The organism is Pseudarthrobacter oxydans, from assembly GCF_013314975.1.
Classification (GTDB): Bacteria; Actinomycetota; Actinomycetes; order Actinomycetales; family Micrococcaceae; genus Arthrobacter; species Arthrobacter oxydans.
In genome coordinates, this window is the sequence record NZ_JABTYH010000010.1 from 15,231 (window position 1) to 36,887 (window position 21,657).

At 62.8% G+C, this 21,657-nt stretch carries 27 protein-coding genes and 1 riboswitch; of the genes, 11 read left to right on the forward strand and 16 right to left on the reverse strand.

Annotation, left to right across the window (positions count from 1 at the left end):
- The first annotated feature begins 59 nt into the window (after positions 1 to 59).
- The 3 genes from HTS88_RS08590 to HTS88_RS08600 are packed head-to-tail and all read left to right on the forward strand — an operon-like array spanning position 60 to position 1,376.
- Positions 60 to 236 (forward strand): hypothetical protein, encoded by a 177-nt coding sequence (locus tag HTS88_RS08590; protein WP_174177371.1) that lies wholly within the window; start codon positions 60 to 62, stop codon positions 234 to 236.
- A gap of 4 nt (positions 237 to 240) precedes the next feature.
- Positions 241 to 726 carry a hypothetical protein gene (locus HTS88_RS08595; protein WP_174177372.1) on the forward strand — a complete coding sequence of 162 codons (486 nt, stop codon included), beginning with the start codon at positions 241 to 243 and terminating at the stop codon, positions 724 to 726.
- Entirely contained in the window at positions 723 to 1,376 is a 654-nt protein-coding gene (locus HTS88_RS08600) for a DUF6308 family protein (protein ID WP_174177374.1), read from the forward strand. Before HTS88_RS08595 ends, HTS88_RS08600 begins: the two co-directional genes overlap by 4 nt.
- 45 nt (positions 1,377 to 1,421) lie before the next feature.
- Here the strand turns inward: HTS88_RS08600 and HTS88_RS08605 are convergent, their stop codons facing one another.
- A complete protein-coding gene (locus HTS88_RS08605) occupies positions 1,422 to 2,315 on the reverse strand; it encodes a HEPN domain-containing protein (protein ID WP_174177376.1) in 894 nt (297 codons plus the stop codon).
- 223 nt (positions 2,316 to 2,538) lie between these two features.
- Between HTS88_RS08605 and HTS88_RS08610 the strand changes: the two genes are divergently transcribed.
- Positions 2,539 to 3,558, forward strand: coding sequence for a hypothetical protein (locus tag HTS88_RS08610; RefSeq protein WP_174177378.1), 1,020 nt, complete (start codon positions 2,539 to 2,541; stop codon positions 3,556 to 3,558).
- A gap of 14 nt (positions 3,559 to 3,572) precedes the next feature.
- Here the strand turns inward: HTS88_RS08610 and HTS88_RS08615 are convergent, their stop codons facing one another.
- The 10 genes from HTS88_RS08615 to HTS88_RS08660 form a co-directional block, all read right to left on the reverse strand.
- A complete protein-coding gene (locus tag HTS88_RS08615) occupies positions 3,573 to 4,163 on the reverse strand; it encodes a recombinase family protein (RefSeq protein ID WP_174177380.1) in 591 nt (196 codons plus the stop codon).
- Between the two features lie 140 nt (positions 4,164 to 4,303).
- Positions 4,304 to 5,110 carry an AAA family ATPase gene (locus tag HTS88_RS08620; RefSeq protein ID WP_174177587.1) on the reverse strand — a complete coding sequence of 269 codons (807 nt, stop codon included), beginning with the start codon at positions 5,108 to 5,110 and terminating at the stop codon, positions 4,304 to 4,306.
- Positions 5,110 to 6,498: a transposase gene (locus HTS88_RS08625; RefSeq protein ID WP_485061791.1), complete on the reverse strand. Its 1,389-nt coding sequence runs from the start codon at positions 6,496 to 6,498 to the stop codon at positions 5,110 to 5,112. Before HTS88_RS08625 ends, HTS88_RS08620 begins: the two co-directional genes overlap by 1 nt.
- A gap of 3 nt (positions 6,499 to 6,501) precedes the next feature.
- Positions 6,502 to 7,098 (reverse strand): recombinase family protein, encoded by a 597-nt coding sequence (locus HTS88_RS08630; protein ID WP_174177382.1) that lies wholly within the window; start codon positions 7,096 to 7,098, stop codon positions 6,502 to 6,504.
- Positions 7,099 to 7,380: 282 nt separating this feature from the next.
- Positions 7,381 to 7,998 (reverse strand): copper resistance CopC family protein, encoded by a 618-nt coding sequence (locus tag HTS88_RS08635; RefSeq protein ID WP_174177384.1) that lies wholly within the window; start codon positions 7,996 to 7,998, stop codon positions 7,381 to 7,383.
- 81 nt (positions 7,999 to 8,079) lie between these two features.
- Positions 8,080 to 8,751, reverse strand: a complete 672-nt coding sequence (locus HTS88_RS08640) for a hypothetical protein (protein WP_174177386.1) — start codon at positions 8,749 to 8,751, stop codon at positions 8,080 to 8,082.
- A 4-nt stretch (positions 8,752 to 8,755) separates the two neighbouring features.
- Positions 8,756 to 9,133 carry an ArsR/SmtB family transcription factor gene (locus HTS88_RS08645; protein WP_174177388.1) on the reverse strand — a complete coding sequence of 126 codons (378 nt, stop codon included), beginning with the start codon at positions 9,131 to 9,133 and terminating at the stop codon, positions 8,756 to 8,758.
- Entirely contained in the window at positions 9,093 to 10,379 is a 1,287-nt protein-coding gene (locus tag HTS88_RS08650; protein ID WP_174177390.1) for an MFS transporter, read from the reverse strand. Before HTS88_RS08650 ends, HTS88_RS08645 begins: the two co-directional genes overlap by 41 nt.
- Positions 10,380 to 11,396: 1,017 nt before the next feature.
- A complete protein-coding gene (locus HTS88_RS08655; RefSeq protein ID WP_174177392.1) occupies positions 11,397 to 11,627 on the reverse strand; it encodes a hypothetical protein in 231 nt (76 codons plus the stop codon).
- A 117-nt stretch (positions 11,628 to 11,744) separates the two neighbouring features.
- The gene (locus HTS88_RS08660; protein ID WP_174177394.1) at positions 11,745 to 11,963 is read right to left on the reverse strand and encodes a hypothetical protein; all 219 of its coding nucleotides are present in this window, start codon (positions 11,961 to 11,963) and stop codon (positions 11,745 to 11,747) included.
- A gap of 712 nt (positions 11,964 to 12,675) precedes the next feature.
- Positions 12,676 to 12,827, forward strand: a riboswitch (cyclic di-AMP (ydaO/yuaA leader).
- A 3-nt stretch (positions 12,828 to 12,830) separates the two neighbouring features.
- Here HTS88_RS08660 and HTS88_RS08665 point away from each other — a divergent pair.
- The 4 genes from HTS88_RS08665 to HTS88_RS08680 all read left to right on the forward strand — a co-directional run bounded on the left by HTS88_RS08665 (position 12,831) and on the right by HTS88_RS08680 (position 15,997).
- Positions 12,831 to 13,685, forward strand: coding sequence for a C40 family peptidase (locus tag HTS88_RS08665; protein WP_174177396.1), 855 nt, complete (start codon positions 12,831 to 12,833; stop codon positions 13,683 to 13,685).
- Positions 13,686 to 13,881: 196 nt separating this feature from the next.
- Positions 13,882 to 14,616, forward strand: a complete 735-nt coding sequence (locus tag HTS88_RS08670) for a DsbA family protein (RefSeq protein WP_174177398.1) — start codon at positions 13,882 to 13,884, stop codon at positions 14,614 to 14,616.
- The gene (locus HTS88_RS08675) at positions 14,616 to 15,485 is read left to right on the forward strand and encodes a cytochrome c biogenesis CcdA family protein (RefSeq protein ID WP_174177400.1); all 870 of its coding nucleotides are present in this window, start codon (positions 14,616 to 14,618) and stop codon (positions 15,483 to 15,485) included. Before HTS88_RS08670 ends, HTS88_RS08675 begins: the two co-directional genes overlap by 1 nt.
- Positions 15,482 to 15,997, forward strand: coding sequence for a hypothetical protein (locus HTS88_RS08680; RefSeq protein ID WP_174177403.1), 516 nt, complete (start codon positions 15,482 to 15,484; stop codon positions 15,995 to 15,997). Before HTS88_RS08675 ends, HTS88_RS08680 begins: the two co-directional genes overlap by 4 nt.
- 13 nt (positions 15,998 to 16,010) lie before the next feature.
- Here HTS88_RS08680 and HTS88_RS08685 read toward each other — a convergent pair whose 3' ends face one another.
- Entirely contained in the window at positions 16,011 to 16,793 is a 783-nt protein-coding gene (locus tag HTS88_RS08685) for a GntR family transcriptional regulator (RefSeq protein ID WP_343044910.1), read from the reverse strand.
- Positions 16,794 to 17,001: 208 nt separating this feature from the next.
- On the opposite strand from HTS88_RS08685, the gene HTS88_RS22405 reads away from it, so the two are divergent.
- Entirely contained in the window at positions 17,002 to 17,469 is a 468-nt protein-coding gene (locus tag HTS88_RS22405; RefSeq protein WP_174177405.1) for a Dyp-type peroxidase domain-containing protein, read from the forward strand.
- Positions 17,470 to 17,566: 97 nt separating this feature from the next.
- Here the strand turns inward: HTS88_RS22405 and HTS88_RS08695 are convergent, their stop codons facing one another.
- The 4 genes from HTS88_RS08695 to HTS88_RS08710 are packed head-to-tail and all read right to left on the reverse strand — an operon-like array spanning position 17,567 to position 19,956.
- A complete protein-coding gene (locus HTS88_RS08695) occupies positions 17,567 to 18,784 on the reverse strand; it encodes a hypothetical protein (protein WP_174177408.1) in 1,218 nt (405 codons plus the stop codon).
- Between the two features lie 60 nt (positions 18,785 to 18,844).
- On the reverse strand, positions 18,845 to 19,240 hold the full coding sequence (locus HTS88_RS08700; protein WP_343044911.1) for a DsrE family protein: 396 nt from the start codon (positions 19,238 to 19,240) through the stop codon (positions 18,845 to 18,847).
- Positions 19,241 to 19,248: 8 nt separating this feature from the next.
- A complete protein-coding gene (locus tag HTS88_RS08705; RefSeq protein WP_174177410.1) occupies positions 19,249 to 19,665 on the reverse strand; it encodes a DUF302 domain-containing protein in 417 nt (138 codons plus the stop codon).
- 33 nt (positions 19,666 to 19,698) lie between these two features.
- A complete protein-coding gene (locus HTS88_RS08710; RefSeq protein WP_174177412.1) occupies positions 19,699 to 19,956 on the reverse strand; it encodes a metal-sensitive transcriptional regulator in 258 nt (85 codons plus the stop codon).
- 122 nt (positions 19,957 to 20,078) lie between these two features.
- Here HTS88_RS08710 and HTS88_RS08715 point away from each other — a divergent pair, with 122 nt between their 5' ends.
- Entirely contained in the window at positions 20,079 to 20,699 is a 621-nt protein-coding gene (locus HTS88_RS08715; protein ID WP_174177414.1) for a rhodanese-like domain-containing protein, read from the forward strand.
- Positions 20,699 to 21,601 carry a sulfite exporter TauE/SafE family protein gene (locus tag HTS88_RS08720; RefSeq protein ID WP_174177416.1) on the forward strand — a complete coding sequence of 301 codons (903 nt, stop codon included), beginning with the start codon at positions 20,699 to 20,701 and terminating at the stop codon, positions 21,599 to 21,601. Before HTS88_RS08715 ends, HTS88_RS08720 begins: the two co-directional genes overlap by 1 nt.
- Positions 21,602 to 21,657 lie beyond the last annotated feature (56 nt).

The following is a 21,657-nucleotide window of genomic DNA, read 5'->3' on the forward strand; positions in this document are numbered from 1 at the left end:
TTCAGTTGGCGTTATTGGCCCTACTTTCGGTTGGCGTCAACATGGCTGCCGAAAGAGGCATGACTGTTGAAGCCTGGGTGGAGTCATCGTTTGCCCTGGAGCGCTTCCAAGACGCCATGGCCCTTAGGGAGGCCCGCGAACTCGGACCCGACGTGCCCCTCGATGAGAAGACAGCTGCCGATCTCGATATCGTCCTTGCCACCCCGGACCCTATTAGCCCCAGTGGCGGGCACTAGCCAGATGACAACGACCCAATGGCTGAAGGATCAGGGGTTTGAAGGATTCATTCGATTCGACCAGATAGACGACCAAGAAGTAACCACTGAACATGGTGTCTACGCAGTCGTCCGCGAAGGCACGGATAAGCCGCGTTTCGTGCTTCCAGGAACAGGACGAAAAGGAAGCTCTTACACCTTGGAAGTTTTGGAGGCTGTGTGGGTGTACGACGCTGAAATCCTCTATTTCGGCAAAGCGGAGTGCAGGCTAGGCATCCTTGAACGCCTAACCAAGTACCGTCGGTTTGGAAACGGCAAAAGAAGCGGACACAGTGGGGGCCGGGCCATATGGCAGCTGGAGGACGCTCATAATCTCAGAGTGTGCTGGAGAGTCACAGGTGACCAAAACGCCGATGACGAGGAAAGCAAGCTCATCGAAGCCTTTAAAGAGGCCCACCGGGGGGCGCGTCCCTTCGCGAATCGCATCGACGGAAAGAAGAATCACAGATGAATCTCGAAACAGGGCCCACACTCACCGTGGCCGGCCAGACCCTCACCCTAGAAGACGCCATGGGAGTTCTGGAACGGTACCCGCGCAAGACGCCTGCCGCATTCGATTATTTAGGCAGTGGAGAGCCAGAAGAACTCACCGCCCACGAAGTGATTCGGACACGCAAGATCAGCTCCCGAATCTCGAACAAGGAAGTGACCTACTTCGTGGAGATGTCAGCAACGGCCCCGTGGATCAGAAATACTGCCGACCTGGGCGATGCGACCCCAGAGAGCACGTTGTTTGCCGCCATGACAGATCTCTACTGGCACTTCGCCGAAAACTCACCCAAGGGGGTCAGCTTTGCAAAGATTTCGAAGGTGCTGCACTTAAAACAGCCGAGCTTATTTCCCATCCTGGATAGTCACATAGCGCGTTCGTATGCGCCGGCAGCAAGGCTGCTTCGAACGGGCTACCCGGAGTTTGGATGGCGACGTCGGACATGGCTCGCCATACGCGATGACCTAGTTGCGGCGAGGGCGGCCGGCACGTTATCCGAGCTAAGGCATCGTCTCCGCTCCTATGAGTCCGACGACACCAACAAACAAGATGCAGTCCGGCTTCTCGACGGACTCACGGATCTTCGCCTTTTGGATATTTTGGTCTGGTAAGAAGATTCATCTTGGGCAAGAGCAACAACAGACGGGGCTGTGTTGCTACAGATCCGGCACATCTTTCAGCAGTGGCGCAGACAGCAGATCTCCAACAAAGAGCTCCAGACCTGCTCCCCGGAAATTGACTTCGTTCTCATCGATCCCGCTTGACTCCCCGTGCACAAGCTTGCTCCGTAACGTGTAGCACTTGCTGAAAAACGCTGCCGGTTCAAGATCCTGATACTTCCGCCCCACGAGTGCTTCGGCTGCCAACTCCCTGCCGGCTTGGCCCACTGATTGTTCCTTCATTTGGCGCAATGATCCCAGCAGTGAAGCCTTTATATTCATTGGTATCTCGGCTGAATCAGTCTGTGCAAGGAACTTGTCTACGAGCCCGATGACCTCAGGGGGATGAGCTTTCTGTCTGATGAGGGTCTCAACAGCCATCATTAACGTCACGAAGCGCGTAGTGAACTGATCTGAGGAAAAAGACATGCCGAAGAGGTCGAATGCGATTCTGTCATTCAGTGTCTGGGAGAGACCTTTTTCCTTTGCAACCCGAATAGCCTGGACGATTCCATTTGGGTCCTTGTTGACTACAACAGTCGCCTGGAACTGCGAGAAGGCCGGTGGAGGATCGGTCCTAAAGATGATCCTCCCGGGTACATCTTTAAGGACGGGCCTGCCTTCAAGCTCGAACATGTAACTCCCGGCCTCAGGCCGGGGGTGATAGAACTCAGCTCCTGCGTAACGTCTGGCTAATCCGAACTGAAGGTAGGACGACCATTTCTCTGCGGCCTCAGCCGCTTCTTCCCCGCTTGCAAAGCCATTTCCTTTAAGGGCAAGGTCGGCAGTGTCTGCTATCGATGGGGAGTTCAAAACGGCGAGGAAGACTCTATGAGGTGCATCGTCTTCGGTGGACAGAACAAGTTCTTGGCCCGCCTCTGCGATCCGCACCCTATCGCCCAAGTGGAAGCGCTCCCGAAAGGAATACACAGTACTTGCCTCCTCGCCTCGTGAAACAAGGGTCCCACACCCTGTACTGTCGCGACGGCGGTAAATTGACCCAGCTTGATCAGGTATGAATGATCCATGGGCAGATTCTGGGCTGACTTGGAGCCACAAAGCACTAACAAGGAATTCGAGCTGTGGCCAGAGCGCAGTCCGGAGGATGACACACATGTCAGACTCTGAATCGTCGGGCTGGTTCCCTCCACAGCTTGATCCTGTAGTTCTACGCCTGGCCCGCGCCGATCAGCTTGCGTATGAAATCGGTGATCTTGCAGGCGAGTGGTCTTGGAACGGCCCAATAACGCTAACGGAGTTTAGACGCGGGAACACGATGGAGCTCAGGGTCACCTCCATCCGACCAGTACCTCCGGTCGCCTCGCTACTGTTCAGCGAAGCCGTCAATCATCTACGCGCTGGGCTAGATAATGTCATTTGGCATTTGGTCGGCAAGGTGAATACCAAGCTCTCGCCCGCGGCCGAGCGCAAGGTGAGTATGCCCATATACGACGATGCGGAGAAGTTCAGAAGGTGGCAGGACGCGATGGTCCGCGCCCACGTTACAGCGGTCGGTCCGAGCACAACACTTGGAAAGAGATTGCGCCAATTGCAGCCCTTTCAGGATGACAAGAGCCGGGTGGGTTCAATTTCCAGCCGGTTTGCAGCTGCCAGCGGTCAAAAGATCGAGTACGCCCACCCTCTGCTCCTGCTACAGGCCTACTCGAACGCCGACAAGCACCGAGCCGTCAGGGTTGCTGCCGCCCGAACATTCACCTCAGATGATCTAACACCCTTTAGATCGCAGGATCATGGCCACCGTGAACTCCTCATCGGAGATGTCTTAGGGCGGGGGCGTATAGGACAGCAGGTTGAGGTCGAAACGCAGTCCGCTGCGATGATCCATCGCCCAGGGCCGTTCTCGGCATGGGTCAGCCCTGTGCGCGAACTCAATGAGATGCGTCAGTACTTGAGCACCGTCGCCTTCCCTACACTTCTCACCGGCCTCGCCCTCACAGACGGGCTGCCTCCCGACATTCAGTTAGGCGACACCGGCGCCTCTAACAGGGACCGCATTGCTGCAGGCGGTTGGAAAGACGCGTTGGAACGCCTTGTTGGACCCACGCAGGATCGATTCAAGCGCGCGGATGCGCGCGGGTTTGTACGGCACGACATCGTCTACGAAGACAGCTAAGTGGCGAAGGCTGGCTATGCTGCCGAAGCTTCTTCTTCCTGGGTGTCGCTTCCACTGAGGGCTCGCGTCAGCGATGAAACGCTGACGCTGAGCCGCTGCGCGGTCTCCTTCAAGGTCTTTCCTTCAGCGCGCAGCTGCCGGGCGGTTTCCAGCTTTCCTGGGGTCATGGAACGAGGCCGCCCTCCCAGCCGGCCGCGTGCCTTTGCCGCTGCAAGGCCGGCTTTCGTTCTTTCGGAAAGTCGGGACCGCTCGTACTCCGCCAGTGAGGCAAACATATCGAAGATGAGTTTTCCGTGGGCACTGGTGGTGTCGAGCCAGGGTTCGGCCAAAGAGCGGAACCCAATCCCCCGCCGGCCAAGGACGGTCACGATTTCAGCGAGATCCGCCGTGCTTCGACCGAGCCTGGTCAAATCTGCGACAGTCAAGACATTGCCCGGCTGCAGGTAGTCCAGGCACTCTTTCCATCGCGTCCGCGCCTGGGTGGCACCGGAGGCGTACTCCTGAAACACCCGGACAGCTCCAGCCGCCACAAGGGCATCAACCTGGGAATCCAAAGATTGCCCTCGAGTGCTGACCCTCGCGTACCCGATAACATTTCCAGACACGTCAAAAACCCTCCACGAATGGTTTTGACTGGTTTTCTTTCCGGAAACCAGTTTTGACCAACACTAAAGGGGTCTTTTAGGGAGTTCGGGTGTGGATGTTGGCATTGGGTGGCGGCTTTTGGTGTTCGCTCTGTGTCGCGCTAGTTTCCGATGACGAGGATGCTTGCTGCTGCTTCTACGACGTCGTCGGTGATGGTTTCGAGTTGGTTGATTTTTAGGACGCGGGTGATCTGGGGGAATAGCCGTTCGAGGAGTCGGAAGTTGCCTCGGGTGATGCGTTCTACTGCGGCAATTGCCTGGGCGTCGGTGAAGTCATCGGGGTCGAGGGTCCGGCCGAGCCGTTTCCAATGTCGGTCCAAAACGAAGAGGAGCTCGTCTCTGCCAAGGGCGCGGTATCGGTGGGAGAAGCCGAGGCGGCTGTATAGCTGGGGGTAGTGCCGGAATCGTTGGTCGATGCCGGGCATGCCGATGAGGATCATCGGCAGGTGGGTTCGGTCGTGGTTGTCACGGAGGAGTTCAAGGGCTGTCGCGCTAAGCCGTTCGGCTTCGTCGATTATTAGCAGCTCCACGAGTGTGGTGACTCTGTTCATTGAGCGTGGTGCGGTATCGAGTTTGTGCAGGTGTTCGTCAATGCACGAGCCGATTCTCACCTGGTAGCGGTGGATGTCCTCCATGAGTGTTCTGGGTCGGCAGAGAACGTCCGGGGTGTAGAAAACGGTGCGGGAGCGGTTGGCGAGGGTGTAGTGCTTTTCGTCCTGGTCGCCGCGTGGTCCCCATTCGGTGATGTAAGGCTCCAGGTCATCCCAGTTGGCGTAGCGACGCGCGGAGAGTGTTTTACCCACTCCGGCATCTCCGTGGCAGATCCCTATTGTTCGTTCTTTTCGGACTGCATTGGCGAACTCGGTGAAGCGTCGGTGTTCTTTGGTGACGATGAAGGTGGTGTTCATCATTCGTCCTCTTCGTAGGTGCGAAGTCGGCGCCGGCGCCGTACTGGTTCAGTGATGTGCGGTTCTTCACGGCTGGTGATTGTTGGAATGCGGTCATTGATGGTGCGGCGCAGTTCTTTCCGCCGCGCTCTCCGTGCAGCCTCGATGTCCCGCAGACTCAGACGAAGGTTGGGGTGGTCTTCATCGACCGCGGCGCAAACGAAGGTGTCGTGGTCGTAGACACGGATCTCGGAGATGTCCCGGGGGTCGTAGCGGATGGTGACGGTTTGCCCCACGAAGGGCGCCAGCGTGGGTGAGAGGTAGCGCTGGCCTTGAAAGTGGATGCCGTCGCGTTGCACGGTCCGGTTCTTTGGAACTGTCAGGAGGAGTCCGTCGAGGTCCTCCAGACTTTCGGGCATCCGGGGAAGCCAGCCGTCGGCGACCCAAGCATCCCGTGGTGAGATACCAAGTTCGCTGTGGGGCCGGTCGTTGTAGACGGCGACGAAGCCTCCGATGGCTCGGTCCAGTCCGGGGAGATCGAGTGCGGGGTGAGGTTTTCTGTTCCCCGGCCCCAGATGTCCGGGGAGGGTGGGAAGAACTTCGGTGTTGATGGTCCCGAAGAACCGCTCGATTTTTCCCCTGCCCTGCGGCCTGGCGATGGTCGAGTGGATGACGCGGATGTGCAGCTCGATGGCAGTGTGTTCAAGATGGCGGCTCGTGAAGTCGGAGCCGTGGTCCACGTGCAGGATGTCGGGCAGTCCGCACATTGCCCAGCTGGGGTCACTCTTTCGCCAGATGGCCTGCCGGAGGGCGAGGGCTGTGTTGAGCGCTGAGGGTGCGCCGGTGAAGACGGTGTAGCCGCAGAGCGCGCGGGAGTAATCGTCCATCACTGTCGTCAGCCAGGGCCGGTCGGGTTTGCCGTTGGCGCCGTTGATGAGGATGTCGAGTTGGGTGTGGTCCGCTTGCCAGATTTGGTTTGGGTGGTCGGCGCGGCGGCGAAGGACAAGTTCATGCCGGTCCCGGTAGGATGCGGAACCTTCGAGAGCCAGGGTCACCAGGGCGGGGTCCAGTGCCTGGACGATCTTGCGGACGACGGAGTAGCTCGGCGCCTGGTCGCCTCGTCTGCCCGCTTCGGCCGCCGTAAGTCGGTGCAACGTTGCGATACTCGGGCGCGGTCTGGTCAGCGCGAGTCCCTCGATAAACCTAACCATTCTTGGGTCTGTGCGACGTATGCCGGCATCGGCGCGTGGATGCAGGTCAAGAGCACTCCCGCCACCAGTTCGGTAGAGCCGGAGCCAGCGCTGAAGAGTGCGGGTACTGATTCCGGTTTCGCGGGCGAGGGCGGCAAGCGGGATCTGGTCCTCGACGTAGAGTCGGAGGACTTTCCAGCGCTCATCGCCGTTCAGGATTACCTACGTTCTTGTGCTCTCGCGGGCGGCGAGGGCTTGCTGGTGGCGGTAGAGAGTGGCACGGCTCCAACCAACGAGACGGGCTGCGTCTTCCGCGGTGCGTCCCTTCGCCCGGGCGTCCTGCGCGATCGCCAGCTTGTCCGCAATGACGCCCGGATCCGTCAGTGGGCGGCCAAAGCGCGTTCCGTTCTGTCTGGCGGCGGCGATGCCGGCATTGACCCGCTCGACGATCAGCTCGCGCTCATATTCGGCCAAGGTGGCGAGCATGTTCAGCATCAACCGACCCGTCGAGGTCGCCGGGTCGATACCGTCTGAGATGGATCGGACCTGAACGCCGCGTTTACGCAGCAGGTTCACGGTGTTCAGCACGTCGATCAATGACCGGCCCAGCCGATCGACCCGCCACACGACGACGGTGTCGCCCTCCTCGGCGTACTCGAGGAGCCTCTTCATCCCTGGCCGCTCGATCGCCGTCTTACTTCCCGAGGTTACATCGGCGAAGACGTCGCGCTTCTGCACGCCGACGGAGAGCAGAGCGTCGAGCTGCAGTCGGGCATCCTGGTTCGAAGTACTCACCCGCGTGTAGCCCAATTGCCTCATCAGGCCATTCTGACTCAAAAAGTCCGTCACGAGGCTATGCTGAGACGATTTACGGTGAGACGTGTTTTCGGGACATCGGCCAGCCCGGTTTTCTCAGTCCGCATGTCAGTTTCAGAAGTCGGCTGCACAGATTGTCAGAAGCCGTCTGCACTCAATGTGTACTGTCCCTCCACGAGTTCGATTGATTGCCAGGATTCCTTCGGAACTTCCATCGGCCACAAGTCACCCGAGGAAGCCGGGTACAGAGCTGAACCTCCAGCTCTATACCCGGCGGGCGCGGGGCTACGCCGAGGTGCCCGCCTTGTTTCGGCGACGCATGAGGTAGACCAAACCCGCTGCCAGTGCGGCGACGATGACACCGGCTCCGATAAGCCATCCGGTTCCGTCGGCAGGTTGGGTTTGTGACGCGGGATCTGCTGCGGCTTGGGTGGCAACGGCTAACGTTTCGGGCGCAGCAGCGGCTGGAGCGCTGCTTGTCGCGGTGGCCGAGGGAGCTTCAGTTGCTTCACCTTCGGGTGCGTAGGTGAAGCTGAAGGTTCCCTCTATAGGGTGGCCGTCAGCGGACACGGCCCGCCATTCCACGGTGTGTTTGCCGTCGTGGTCGATGTCGGCGTCCGTGCTCAGCGTCTTACCCTCGACGGTGACTTCGCCGCTGCTGACGACATGTCCGTCGGGGGCGGTGACGGTGAGGATATTGGAACCGGGGATGCCGGTCGTTGGCGGGTTGGTCAGGGTGATGGAGACCTTGCCCGGGTTGGTGGCGATGGTCTGCCCGTCGGTAGGGCTGGTGGAGGCCAGCGCGTCGTGGGCCTGGGCCGGTGCAACACCCAGAAGTGCGGCAAGGGCCAGGGAAGCGGTCAGCGCTGCGGTGGTCCGGGCGCGGCGGAGGGAAAAAGCCATGGGGATGTCCTTTCGGGACTGCCTGCTGCGTCTTGGGGCAGGCAAGAAGATGAGGGAATGGTCGCGTGTCCTGGTGCGGCGTCAAAGCACCGGCAGGAGGGTCCTTGAGCCCGGAGGGCCGCGGGGCGCAGCGATGCGGGTGCCTGGTGATTTCCGTGGCTGGGATGCCGTCCGCGGGATGGGCACGGCAACGACGGGAGGCAGTACGGCTGGTCGCGGCGCGTGGGTCAGTGGCCTAAGCCAGGCCCGGAGCTGCCACAGGGCGGCTTCGGCACGGCCGAGGGCCAGGACGGTCAGGGCGGTGGCCAGCACATGCGCAGCAGTCATTGCGGTCGGCCCGGAACCGGTGGCGAATGCGGCTTCGGCGAGATCAGCCGGGGCTGCCGTGGCGCATTCAGGAACCACCATCTCCTGGTGATGGCTGTGCGCGGCGATGCCCGCCGGCCCACAGCCCTGGCCTTGGCCAGACAAGGCGCTGAAAGCCGAATGCAGGAAGCCCTGGCCCGTCGCCAGAATCGCGGCGAGGACAGGGAGTGAGATCCGGCGGCGGGACAACGCGGTGACCGGGGCCATGATCAGGGCGGTGAGTAGGGCCATCAGCGGTACCGCGGGCAGGTGCCCGCCGGCTCCGGTGTGGGCGGCAGCCGCGATGCCGATCACCAGGGCGGTGACCACGCCGGCGCGGAGAAACTGCCAAAGGGATCCGGCTTGTGTGGGGACGGCGTTCCGCGCCCCAACGGTGACGGGCATCATCTGGTCAGCCGTGGGTCGGTTCGCCGGTGATCCGGTGGTCGGCGTGGTTGAAGGTTTCCTGGATAAGGCGTACCAGGTGCCCATCATGGAGGGAGTAGATAACGTGCCGGCCGTCTTTGCGGGTGTCCACGAGGCCGCTGAGACGGAGTTTGGCCAAGTGCTGACTGACTACCGTCCGGGGCACTCCCGCGGCAGCGGTGAGCTCAGTGACCGTCTGGGGGCCCTGGCCGAGTTTCCAGAGCAAATGGAGGCGGGTCGGTTCGGCCAGCATCCGCAACGTGCCGGCGGCCGTTTCCAGCAGTTCCGGCCCGGGGGTGACCGGGTGGACCAGTGAAGGTTCATCAGGCGCGGGGACGGGCGCGCCGTGCGGCTGGCTGCTCAACGGACTGCTCCTTCCCTGCCGGTTCCATGGCTTGTACGGTGTCGTGCCGCGGCCAGGACACAAACGCTCCTGCACTGGCTGTCACCGCAATAATAGTCAATGCCACCGCAGCCCAGCCCAAACCGGCGACCGCCCCGACCCACCCGGCCAGCGGGTAAGTCAGGATGTAACAGGCATGGGACAGCGAGAACTGGGCCGTGAACACGTACGGGCGCGTCTCCTCGGTAGATGCGTCCCGCAGCAGCCGGGACGAGGGCGTGAGGATGGTCGAGTTCGCAGCTCCCAGCAGGAACCACAGGCCCAGCAGCAGCCACCAGCCCGCGCCCGGAACACCCAGCAGGGTCAGTGCGGCCGCCCCGGCCAGGACGAACGGGATGACACCAGCGCCCGTGAGCATCACCGCCCGGTCCCCGAACCGGTCCAGGACCTTGGGGGCCGACAACGCCACGATCATGGACCCGACCCCGAAGCACGCCAGCGCCAGGGCAAGGTCGGTATCGGGCCGGTGCAGGACGTCCCGAACGTAAACCACCGTGTTGACCAGCACCAGCGCGGTGGGGGCGGCGACGACCAGGTTCAGGGCCAGCAAGGACCGGAGGCGGCGGTTCCGCCAGAAGATCCTTGCACCGAGCGTGGTCCGGTGCCACAGCGAAGTCTGCGGCGCCGCGGCTGCCGCGCCTTTGGGCAGCACGGTGATGGCGACCATGAAGGCCGAGAACAGGAATCCACCCACTGTGCCGAGGAAGAGGTTGTTGTAGCTGAGCACGGTCAGCAGCAGCGCCGCCATGGCCGGGCTCACCAAAGCTTCCATGTCATAGGCAAGCCGCGACAGGGACAGCGCACGGGTGTAATCCTTCTCATCCCTCAGGATGGTGGGAATCAGGGACTGGAACGCCGGGGTAAACGTTGCTGAGGCTGACTGGAGCAGGAAGATCACGATATAGATCTGCCAGACCTCGGTGATGAACGGCAGGCACAGCGCCATCGCCGCCCGGATCAGGTCAGCCCCGATCAACACCCGCTTCTTCGGCCACCGCGCCGCCAGAGCATTGATCACCGGGGCCAAGCCCACGTAGGCGAGCATTTTGATGGTCAGTGCCGTGCCGAGGACCGCGCCGGCGTTGCTGCCGGCTAAGTCGTAAGCCAGCAACCCCAGCGCCACCGTGAGCAGGCCGGTACCGATGAGTGCCACGATCTGCGCAGCAAAAAGCCGCCGGTACGTGAGATTCCGTAGAAGTGACAACATGAGCCAAACCCCCTAAGTGCATATGTGCATCATCATGCACCCATGCTACTCCGTTCCCCGTCCAGGCGTTCGCTTGTCAGATTCCTACAATGGCCGGAGACCGGACCGGATCCTAGGAAGTGGAACGCCCGAGGCTGGTCCTTTGAAGAGTTTCGACACGCCACGAACTGTGACTTTCAGCGATAAATGGCGGCGTTTTTACGGCGCTATTTGGCGCGCACGGTGCAGCCGTAAGGGGATCTTTTGATGGCCTTGGCATGACACTCGCCTCATGCAGGGACTTATTTCGCCGCCCAGAGCAGTTCACGTATAAGTCGTTGCAATACCTGGCGGTCAACTTCCGGATGGGTATCTGCCCAAACGACAAGGGCATTGGAGTAGTTGCCGTAAGGTCCGCCTGGATCGCAGCCACGCCGTGCTTCGGCGTGTAGTGCGTGAATGGTGGGCAAAACGTCTGACCTCTCTCGGAGCCGAAATCCGCTAAGAACCGCTTTTCCGGTATCGGAATCTCACAGGCTTGTGTGCCGGTTCCTTTTGGTACTGTTTCCACACATTGCGGTAAGTCGCCAGCGCTGCGCTGAGTTCTTCATCAACCATTCCCCAAGAATATGGCGGTAATGAAGACCGCATGCCTGCAGGCCGGTCGTGTCACCGGGCCCAGGAAACACGCCGCCGCGTTTCGTGAGGGCGGTGTTGGAACTCGCTATGTACCGTTGTCCAGGATACCCGGACCATCTCCGCCAATTCAGCCTGCCTGTGCCACCCGGCGTCGTGCAGCATCAGAAGATGCTTGCGCTGCGTCTTGGATAATTTTGCTTTCGGTCACGCCTTCTCCTTGGCGACCGCCATTCTTTCACAGGTGCGCCTCCGGATAAGGTCCACCGCAAACTAGGCCACCATCGGCCGCCACACATCCGGTGGCTCTCTCAGCAAAACGCTAGGAGTGTTACGTAGTGCATGAACCCGGGTTCTGCCGCTAGTCCACGCCCTGACTCTGTGTGGTTCTAGAGCAACCCGTCACGCGTGCTTCGGGGCGATTTCAACGGCGTCTCCGGCCAGATACATCCGGCGTGGAGCGTGACCGTCGATCCGGACCCACACCACGGACCCGTCCGGAGTCAGGTTGTCGATGACCCCGTGTCCGGACTGTCTGCCGGATTCGCGGACCGTGACTTCCTGCCCGGGTTCCAGAGGCCCCCAGGGACCCTGGGGGTCAGCATTAACGGCGGTGGGAGATGTCTCGTTCATCTACAGATCGAAACAGATGTTGGTGAACGTTTCGTGAACCAGGCCATTGGGCCGTGCTATTCATCCGCGCGGCAGCCGTGGTGGCGGTTGCTCTTTGGGGTGCGGGTTAATGTCGTTTCACCAGTTGTGCTTTTCCACGGTGAGTCCGAACGGCACACTCTCGCTCAGCGCTACCGTGAACTGGTCCGCGCCCTGCCTGGTAACAAGGATGCCGCATCGATGCTCGATGACTGCCTGCTCCCGGAGAGCTGACACGGCTTTGTCCAGTTCAAGTTCCATATCGTTCCGGTTGGTGACTTTGATGGTCAGCGGCTGCTCGGACCTGATTGCGGGCATTGCGGTTCTTCCACTCGTCGGATATATGCAGGGATGGGGCGGGCAGGGCCACGCGAAGTGGTGGCCAGCCCGCCGCGGTGCCGGCTTAGTGCCGGTAGTTAGTCGGGGCCTGCTGCCCAAGGTGCCTTACTTTCCCGGCGGCTGCAACTTGAGTGGTTCACGTGAGGGCATTAGCGTGTAAGCGCTTGCATACGCGCGGTTTTTCGTGTTAGTCGTCGCCGCTTCAAACGGGGAAAGGAGCAAAAGCTCTGGAGGTGGTGCCACCGAGAACTTGCCCGCCGACCAGAACAGGAAGGATGCGACGCTGGAGTCGCTGGTTCCCCATACCGGGCTCGCCGGAAGGAATGACCAGGCCAGGCCTCGAGCCCCCATCCGGTCTCAAGCCTTCGGGGCGCTCCTCCGTGTCCATGCCTGTCCTCCTGGTGTATTCCCGCGCGCACCGCCCAGGAATTCTTATACCCTTAGGGGTATTATACTCGCACCGGTGAGGTCCCGGTCGATCGCGCGGAACTGCCTTGTTCCTTACGGACCAACCCGGCACGTGCGAGGTTGCAATGACCCGCGGTACGTCCGACACCCCTCAAAAGTTCCCTATCACGCCATTCCTTAAATGTTTATACATTTATGATTTTTCCGTGTAGATTTGGGCCCGTGCCGCCCATCAGGTGCTGCACCCTTGGCCTGTTACCGAGCCCTGCCGCCTGCCAAGGCCCATACATCAACAATCTCCGGCAGGGGCGGGGGAACCAAAAATACGGATTCAAAATTGAATCCTTGGGGTTAAGCCGCCGCATGTATTTCCGGCGGCCGGGTGACTCCCACCCGCATCCGACAGCTCACCTCGCAGGTATCGGGAGAGGTTAAGCAATGTCAAAGAGAAACGCCCGCCACAGGGCCGTCACCAGCAGCACCTTGTCCACCATTTCACGAAGCGTTTCCAGCCACGGCGGAGCAGTGGGCCGCCAGGCCGCCCTTGTCGTAGTCGGATCCGGGCTTGTGCTGAGCATGGCCGTCCCAGCCCAAGCGGGCGCCACCGCATCCGACCCGCACGGGGGAACTGCTTCAGGCGCCATTTCCTCCCCGGCAGGTATTCCCGGCCAGGTGCCCGCTTCGGGGGCCTCCGTCCACACCGTGGTCGCCGGGGACACTTTAAGCCAGATAGGAGCGCTGCACGGAATCTCCCTGGATGAGATTCTGTCACTGAATGGACTTCACATGGCTTCGATCATCTATCCGGGGGACGTCATAACACTCTCCGGGGCGGCGGGCCTCCCGGGCCCGGAACAGGCTGCTGTTCCGGCACCGAGCACGACCGCAGTATCCGCCGGTGCGTCCGAGCAGCCTATGGCCCTGGCGTCGGCGAGCGTCGGTGGCGGACAGGGTGCACCGTCTTCACTTAACGGAGTGATTCTGACCGCGGCTCAAGCCCAGATGGGCGCCGTCCAGGACTGCACTGTTCTGGGGGAAGTAGCCTTGCGGTCGGCAGGGATCCAAGGAGTCGGCGATGAATCGCCCGAGTCCCTGATGGCCTACGCCACGCCGGTATCGACGCCGGAACCCGGTGATTTTATCTACTATGCCGACGGTGGAATGGGATTCTCGCATAACGCGGTCTACCTCGGTGACGGGCAAGCCATCCACAGCGGATGGAACGGCAACCAGACAGTAGTCTTCAGCGTCAATGTCGGTTCCGGACCTTCCTACTACCGCGTGAACGCCTAGTTCCCAAAGTCCGCGGTGCCTGACCACGCAGGCCGGCACCGCGGACTCACAGCGCCTGACCACAGAGCGAAACATCCGCATGCCCAGCAGGCGCCCCGATACCCAGGCTTTACACGCCGACGTCCGGACCGGTACCGTCCACAAAAAAGAAATGTATAAACATTTAGGACCTTTTTGGCCACTCTGAGGAGCCAGCATGCCATCGCCTACCACCGGCACTTCCCGTAACCGACCCTGGACCATAGCGATTTCCACCCTCGGGGTGGCAGTCCTAATCCTGCTGGTTGGGATTTTCGCATATCAGGGAGGGGTATCCCAGGGTGCCGGCACCGAAGCGGCGCCCCGGGAATCCGCGGCGTCCGAGAACGCGCCGCTGGATATGTCCCGCAGAACAGCGGACGACCCGACAGCACTTGGCCCGGTCGACGCCCCGGTGGTCCTGGTCGAGTACGCAGACTACCGCTGCCCTTTCTGTGGGCTTTTCTCCCGCGATACCCTGCCGCCCCTGGTGGAAAAATACGTCAAGAGCGGTGAGTTGCGCGTTGAATGGCGTGACCTGCCGGTTTTCGGCGATCAGTCCACCATGGCCGCTGTCGCCGGCCGCGCAGCCGGGAACCAGGGCAAGTTCTGGGAGTTCAACAAGGCAGCTTTCGCCATCGCCCCCGAACGGGGACATGCCGATCTTTCGCGGGAGCGTCTGGTGCAGATCGCACAAGAGGCCGGCGTGTCGGACATGACCCGGTTCGAAGCGGACCTGGACTCCACGGAACTGCAGCAGGCCGTTGCAAAAGATGCACAGGAAGCGGCATCCCTGGGTGCTACCGGAACACCCACATTCCTGGTCAATGACACGCCCCTGGTCGGCGCGCAGCCCCTGGCGACCTTCGAAAAGGCCATTGAAGCTGCGCTAAAAAAGGCTGAATCCCAGTAATGGTCATCGGATACGCGGGCGCCTTCCTGGGAGGCATCCTCACCCTGTTGAGCCCCTGCTCGGCACTTTTACTGCCGGCCTTTTTCGCCTACGCATTCTCCACCAGAACACGGCTCGTCGCGCGGACCGCCCTCTTCTACCTGGGCCTGCTTTCCACGCTGGTGCCGCTGGGAGTATTCGCCGGCACGCTCGGGTCTCTCGTAACCCAGCACCGCGGCATCCTGGTCGCCTCAGGCTCCGGAGTTGTTATCGCCCTGGGCCTCGCCCAGATCGCCGGGATCCGGATGCCATCCATTCTCCGGAACAACGCCCAGGCAGGATCCTCCCGCCTTTCGGTCTTCGCCCTCGGCGCTGTCTATGGCATCGCCGGGGTATGCACCGGACCCATTCTGGGTTCCATCCTGACCGTGGCGGCAGTGGGCGGCAACGCCCTGTACGGGGGAATCCTTCTGGCGGTCTACGCGCTCGGGATGGCACTGCCCCTGTTTGCGCTGTCCCTGCTGTGGGACAGGCTCGGCATTTCGGGCCGCCGCTGGTTGCGGCCACCGCCGGTGACCATCGGCCGGTGGTCCAACTCCTGGGTCATGATCATCTCCGGCGCCCTCTCCATCGGCATCGGGGTCCTGCTGCTGGTCACAGACGGCACTGCCGGGCTCGGCGGAGTGCTCACCGTCACCGACCAATTCCAGCTCGAATCCACCGTCAGCGGAGCAGCTTCCGGTGTTCCGAACACCGTCTTCGCGCTGCTGGCCGCGGCCATACTGGCGGTCACTGCCGCCCTGTACTTCAAAAGCCAGCGCAACGGCCGACCCGCCAGCACCGACGCAGAGGCGAAATCAGAGGAAGCCATGAACAAGGAGAACCGATGAGCCCCCGTGTGTCTTTAAAGTCAGCCCTGGCCCAATGGCCCGGTCGACGCTGGCAGACCGCAGCCGTCGCCGCGGTGGCCACGTACGTGGTGGTGGCAGTACCCACCGACCTCATCGACACTCCCCTGTTCAGCCGCGAGGTCCCTCCCACCTGGTGGTCCTTCCCAGTCCTGGCTGTCACCGCCGTCCTGACAGGGCTGCTGCTGGCCACCTATGTTTCCCGCGACCCAGCCTCCTCTGGCGAAGAGGGCGAGGAGGAGGGCCGTAAAGGGAAATTCGGGGCGGCAGGGGCCATCGTTTCCTTTTTCGCGGTCGGGTGCCCGGTCTGCAACAAGCTGGTGCTTCTGGCGCTGGGTACCTCCGGGGCCATGCAGTACTTTGAGCCGATCCAGCCGCTGCTGGCGGCTTTGTCCATTGCCCTGCTGCTGTGGGCGTTCGTTAAGAGGGCAACCTCTGAGGACCGCTGCCCGCTGCCGCGCAGGCAGACCGCCGGTGCGGCGGCGGATGGGTAAAGCGGGTTTCGCCTTAGTCCCGCCGGGGCGGGTTGGTCTTGCAGCCGAAGGCAGTCGCCATGGTCACGCGGCCGCCCAGGACATAGCTGCGCCGGAACTCGAGGTCACGGGCCCGGTGGCAGCCGGTCCGCTCGATCAACAACAGCGGAGAGCCCTCGGCACACCGGAGCAGGAGCGCCTGGGCGGGGCTGGCGAGCACGGCAGTGAGCTGCTCCGTGCCGCCGTCAAGGACCAGGCCGCACCGCCGGTCGAGCTCCCCGTACAGGGACGAGTCACGGAAGTCTGCCTCAAGTAATTTCCCTGCGGTGGCGGCGGGCAGCCAGACCTGGTCCAAGCCGATCGGTTCATCATCGGCAAGCCGGATCCGGGAGAGGTGGAACAGCTCTGCATCCGGGGGAAGGGAAAGCTTTGCCGCCACCTCCGGGTTGGTCACCAGGTGCTGCTCCAGGACCACGCTGGCGTGCTTCATGCCGGACTCGCGGATGGAGGCAAGGACGCTGTAGATCGGCCCGTAGGCCGTGCTCCTGCCGGCCACCACCATCGGCTTCCGCCCGGGGTGGGCGGTGATGTGCCCGGCGTCGCGCAGGGGTTTCAGGGCAGCCCGGATCGTGCCCCGGCTTACCCCATACCGCTGGGCCAGTTCCAATTCCCCAGGGAAGCCATCCCCAAACTCCCCGGCGAGAACCTCCTGCAGAAGTTCGTCACTGACGGTTTTCCACAGCGGGCCAACACTTGCCCGCCCAGCGGCGCCGCCCTCCGCGACTGATGCGAACGCTTGTCCCTGCTGATCCTTCACACCGCTCCCGACGGTTGATTCCACAAAGCTGCTGGCATAACGACGTTACTGCATGCGGCTTTCCAACATCCCGGGGCTACACCCAACAGGTTCCTGCCGCACCCGTGTGTTCATACCCCGGGCGGTATGTGAAAGAAAGCTGGGAGACCCCAAGGTGTGCCATCAAGGAAAATAAACCCGTCAGGCGAGGAGGCCAGAGTGACCCCACGTGCCCTGCGCCTTATCCGCGGCTGGACCGGCGCCCTCGCCGCCACGTCCGTCGCAGCCGCGTCACACGTGGTGGCAGGGGGAAGTTCCCCCGAGCCCCTCCTTCTCCAGTTGGCCCTTGCGTCGTGCGGCCTGGCTTGTACCGCCCTCACGGGGCGCGGTTTGTCCCTGTGGCGCCTCTCGGCCGGGGTTGCCCTCAGCCAGGGCACGGCCGGAGGACGGTTCCCAGCGCATCTTCCGGCGTGCGTACAACTACGATGCCGCTCCCGGCGCCGGGGGAATTTCGGATTCCGGGCTGATCTTCGTGTCCTACCAGGCCGACGTCGAGAGGCAGTTCACCCCTATCCAGCGCCGGCTTGATGAGATGGACATGCTTAACCAGTGGACAAAGCCGATCGGTCGGCCGTGTTCGCCATCCCCCCCCGGGTGCCGCGAAGGCGGTTTCATCGGCGAAGGCCTGTTCACCTGACACTGCAAGGAAGAGCCACGCACCATCCACCGGGTTGCCCCCGTGTGGGTGGTGCGTGGTCCCCGCCGGGACGGGCCGCGCAGCGCGGCGCTCTGAATCATGGGGCCGGGGTGGGTTCAGGCTTCGCGAGCACGTATCCGGCGCTGCTTTCACGGGAGGCAAAGATAGCTGAACCATCAGCGAGCACGGCCTCAGGAAGGACAAACTGCCCGGATTCAAGGACTGCACCGGATTCAAGATCGATTCTTGCTGCCGCTCCGTTGATGCGCGCGTAGACCGCCACACCTCCCACGGCAGTGACCTCAAGGTCCCGAAATTCTTGACGCCACAACAGACCTTTGCCCGGATGCACAGCAGTCAGGGTGTAGGCGCCGTTGGCCTGCTGTGCCGGCAACAGTGTCACGCCTGAGGCGTCGTCCACTTTGGCGATCCCCGCCGGTTCTCCCGGCACCTGGACCAGGTTCTCACCGGTCAGCAGGTCATAGGCTACCGGAACACCGGCGCCGCTGGCGGTGGCCCATTCCAGAATCACCACACCCCCGCTGGACGGGCCGTATTGTCCACGGAATACTGGCCGCGCGTCCGGGTCCGCCCCGGGTGGACGACTCATTTCGCCGGTGCTCCACAGCGCCTCACCGGATCCGGCATCCACGGCAGTAAGCACCACGCCGGAATCAAACAGGACGGTGCCGTGATGCTCATACACTGCAACACCGGCGTCCACCTCAACCACGGAACCCGTGTCGGCATCGAGCACTGTGCCGGGCGCTTTTTCGGCGGTGAGTCCTTTGGGGGTGTTGGCGAAGATCAGGCCGCCGGTGGAGGGACCTGGCACTTCTGTGGGACCCCAAAGTTTTTCACCGTCATCCACGGCGAATGCCGTTGCCACCGTGACGCTGACGGGCCCCTTCCCGTCAGTACGCGCGTCCGAATCAAGGATGACAATGGAGGGTTCACCGTTCACAGAGGTGAGCACGGTCCCCACACAGGAGGGGTTCGTGTCGATCCTCCACTGGGTGCCGGAGGAATTAAAGCCGTAGAAACTCAAGTTCTCCCTGCCGCCGGCAGGAAAGACGGAACCGGTGAAGGCCGAGCCGCTGCCCTTCGGAGCGCTGTCCACGGACACACTGCTAACGGGGCGGAAACCGGGAAAGTAATCTTTCCCTCCGGCGCTGGAAACGGCCCGGGTCAGCGGCTCCCCGACATCCACCTGCTGGGCTCCGATGCCGGAACCGCCGTCGGAGCAGGCGCTCAACAGCAGCAGTGCGGGGGCGGACAGGGCGGTCACCATCACCCATGAGTAATGTTTATACATTTGGTGGCAGGCTACCACGCCTTGTGGTCCCCCCGGGCCGGCCGGCGTCAGGCCCCGTCGCTACAGCCTGGCGTAGGCCCAGCCGTCCCATTGCCGCCGTGCCAGGTGGGCGATGGCTGCGGGAACCGTGCCCACGCCGGGGGCTAGGTCTTTGTCGTCCATGCCTGCTGAGCGCATGCTGTTGCCGCAGGCGAGGATGCCCACGTCCAGCTGTCCGGCGTTGGTGATGGCTTCGGTGGCGGACGAATCTTTGGCGAGGAGCGTGACGCCGGGCCCTTGGACGACCACTTCTATGCCAGCTCCCTGGCCGAGGGCGGCACGGGCGTTGGCGGCGATGCGCAGGACGCCGGCCAGGGCGTCCTGCTCGAGCGGGCCGGCGGAGTGGATGAGCAGGCCGGCGGAGTGGATGAGCAGGCCGGGCCCCGCCTGCGCAGTCTCTGGAACCGTTGTTTGCACGGACGCTTCTACTTCGCCGCGTCGCCCAGGTCGGCGAGGGCTTTCCGGAGGCGGGTGCCGGCGTCGTCGGCGATCTCCTTGACGGCCGGTGCGGCGCTGAGCTGGACCATGGTTTGGGGGTCGATTGCTTCCACGGTGGTCGCGTCTGCGTCTTTGTTCCGTCGTACCACGACGTTGCATGGCAGCAGAGCACCGATTTCGGGTTCGGCGGCGAGGGCTCGGCTGGCCAGGGCCGGGTTGCAGGCGCCGAGGATGACGTAGTCGCCTACAGCGTCCGCGGCTTCGGTGCCGAGCTTGGTCTCAAAGGTGGAGCGGACGTTGATCTCGGTAAGGATTCCGAACCCTTGGGCTGACAGGGCGTCCCGGGTCCGGTCCACAGTTTCGGTCCAGGGAAGGTCGACGGTGGTGGCGAGAGTGTATGTCATGGTTCTCCTTGGGTGGCTCGACAGCTGGTCTGGTTAGGCGAGTGAGAGGAAGAGCTTTTCCAGGTCTTTCTTGTCCATCGTTGCATCCTTCTGGACGATGCACTGCTCCAGGCCCGTGGCGATGATGGCGAACCCGGCCCGGTCCAGCGCCTTGGACACGGCGGCGAGCTGGGTGACGACGTCCTTGCAGTCCCGGCCTTCTTCAAGCATGCGGGTCACGGCGGCCAGTTGGCCCTGGGCCCGCTTGAGGCGGTTGATGACAGGGGTGAGTTCTGTGGCGTTCAGTTCCAAGGGGTTCTCCAAATATCGGCGGCTTCCCTCCATCTTATACCCCTCGGGGTGTTTTGACTACCCCCGGGGGTATCTGTAATACTCGGTGAGGTATCCACCCGACCCCTTCAGAGAGGCCAACTATGACTTCCCCTTCGACGGCACCGGCCGTTACCGCACTTGCCCCTGAAACCCTCCAGTCCTGGTTCACAGAGCACCAGGATCTCGTAGTGATCGATGTGCGTTCCGCCGCGGAGTTCGAGTCGATGCATATCCGCGGCTCCTACAACGTGCCCTTGCCGCTGTTGTCCGAGCACACCGACGAACTCGCCGCCCGGCTGGGCTCCCGCGTGGTCCTGGTTTGCCAGTCCGGCGTGCGTGCCGAGCAGGCCCGTCAACGCCTGGCCACTGTTGGGATTGACGCCGCCTACGTCCTGACCGGCGGGGCACCCGCATTCGCCGCCGCCGGCGGCGACGTCGTCAAGGGCAAGGACCGCTGGGACCTGGAGCGGCAGGTCCGCCTTGTGGCCGGCTCCCTGGTGGTCCTGGGCCTGGCCGGCGGCAGGTTCGTCTCCCCGAAGATCCGGACGCTTGCCGGGGTCATCGGGACCGGACTGACCTTCTCCGCAGCCACCAACACCTGCGCCATGGGCCAGGCCATCTCGGCCATGCCGTGGAACAAGGCCGCCAAGGAACCGACCCGCGAAAGCGCCATCCTTGCCCTGCCCGCCGTCAGCAACAAGAACACGGAAGCCGCAGCCTAATGACAGCCACCCTGCTCCTGGTCCTGGCCCTCTCGGTGGTGATCGGGCTCTCGCTCGGCGTCCTGGGCGGCGGCGGCTCGATCCTGACCGTCCCGATCCTGGTCTACGTGGCCGGGTTCGAGGCCAAGGAAGCGATCGCGGCCTCGCTGTTCGTAGTCGGAGTCACCTCCGCGGTGAGCGTGTTCAGCCACGCCCGCGGCGGCAGGGTGATGTGGCGGACCGGCCTGATTTTCGGCGCGGCCGGCATGGTCGGCGCGTTCGTCGGCGGCCTCCTCGGCGGGCACATCCCCGGCCAGATCCTGCTCATCGCCTTCGCCGTCATGATGGTGGCCACCTCCGTGGCCATGCTCCGCGGCCGGAAGAAAAAGAACGACGACGGCGCCGCGCCGGTCAAGCACGAACTTCCCCTGGGCAGGGTCCTGCTGGACGGCGCGGTCGTCGGGCTCATTACCGGCCTGGTCGGTGCCGGCGGCGGATTCCTCGTAGTCCCGGCCCTGGCACTGCTCGGCGGCCTGCCGATGTCCGTTGCCGTGGGCACCTCACTGGTGGTCATCGCCATGAAATCCTTCGCCGGGCTCGCCGGCTACCTCACCACCGTCCAGCTCGACTGGGGCCTCACCCTCGGCGTGACAGCCATGGCGATCGTGGGCTCGCTCATCGGCTCCAGACTCGCTGGCCGCATCCCCGAAGCCGCACTGCGCAAAGCCTTCGGCTGGTTCGTCCTGGCCATGGGCACCTTCGTCCTGACCCAACAGGCTCCGGAGGATCTGCGCCTGATCATCGTCGCCGTTGTCGCGGCCCTGGCAGTGGCAGCGGCCGGGATCTGCTGGTTCTTCGTCAGTTCCTGCCCGCTACGCAACAGCCGAAACCTCACCCGAAACGGCCAGCCCTCATCCGCCTGACCGGCCAGCGGCAGGTCACCAGCCGCGGACTTTCCTCAAGCACCAACCGGTTCTAT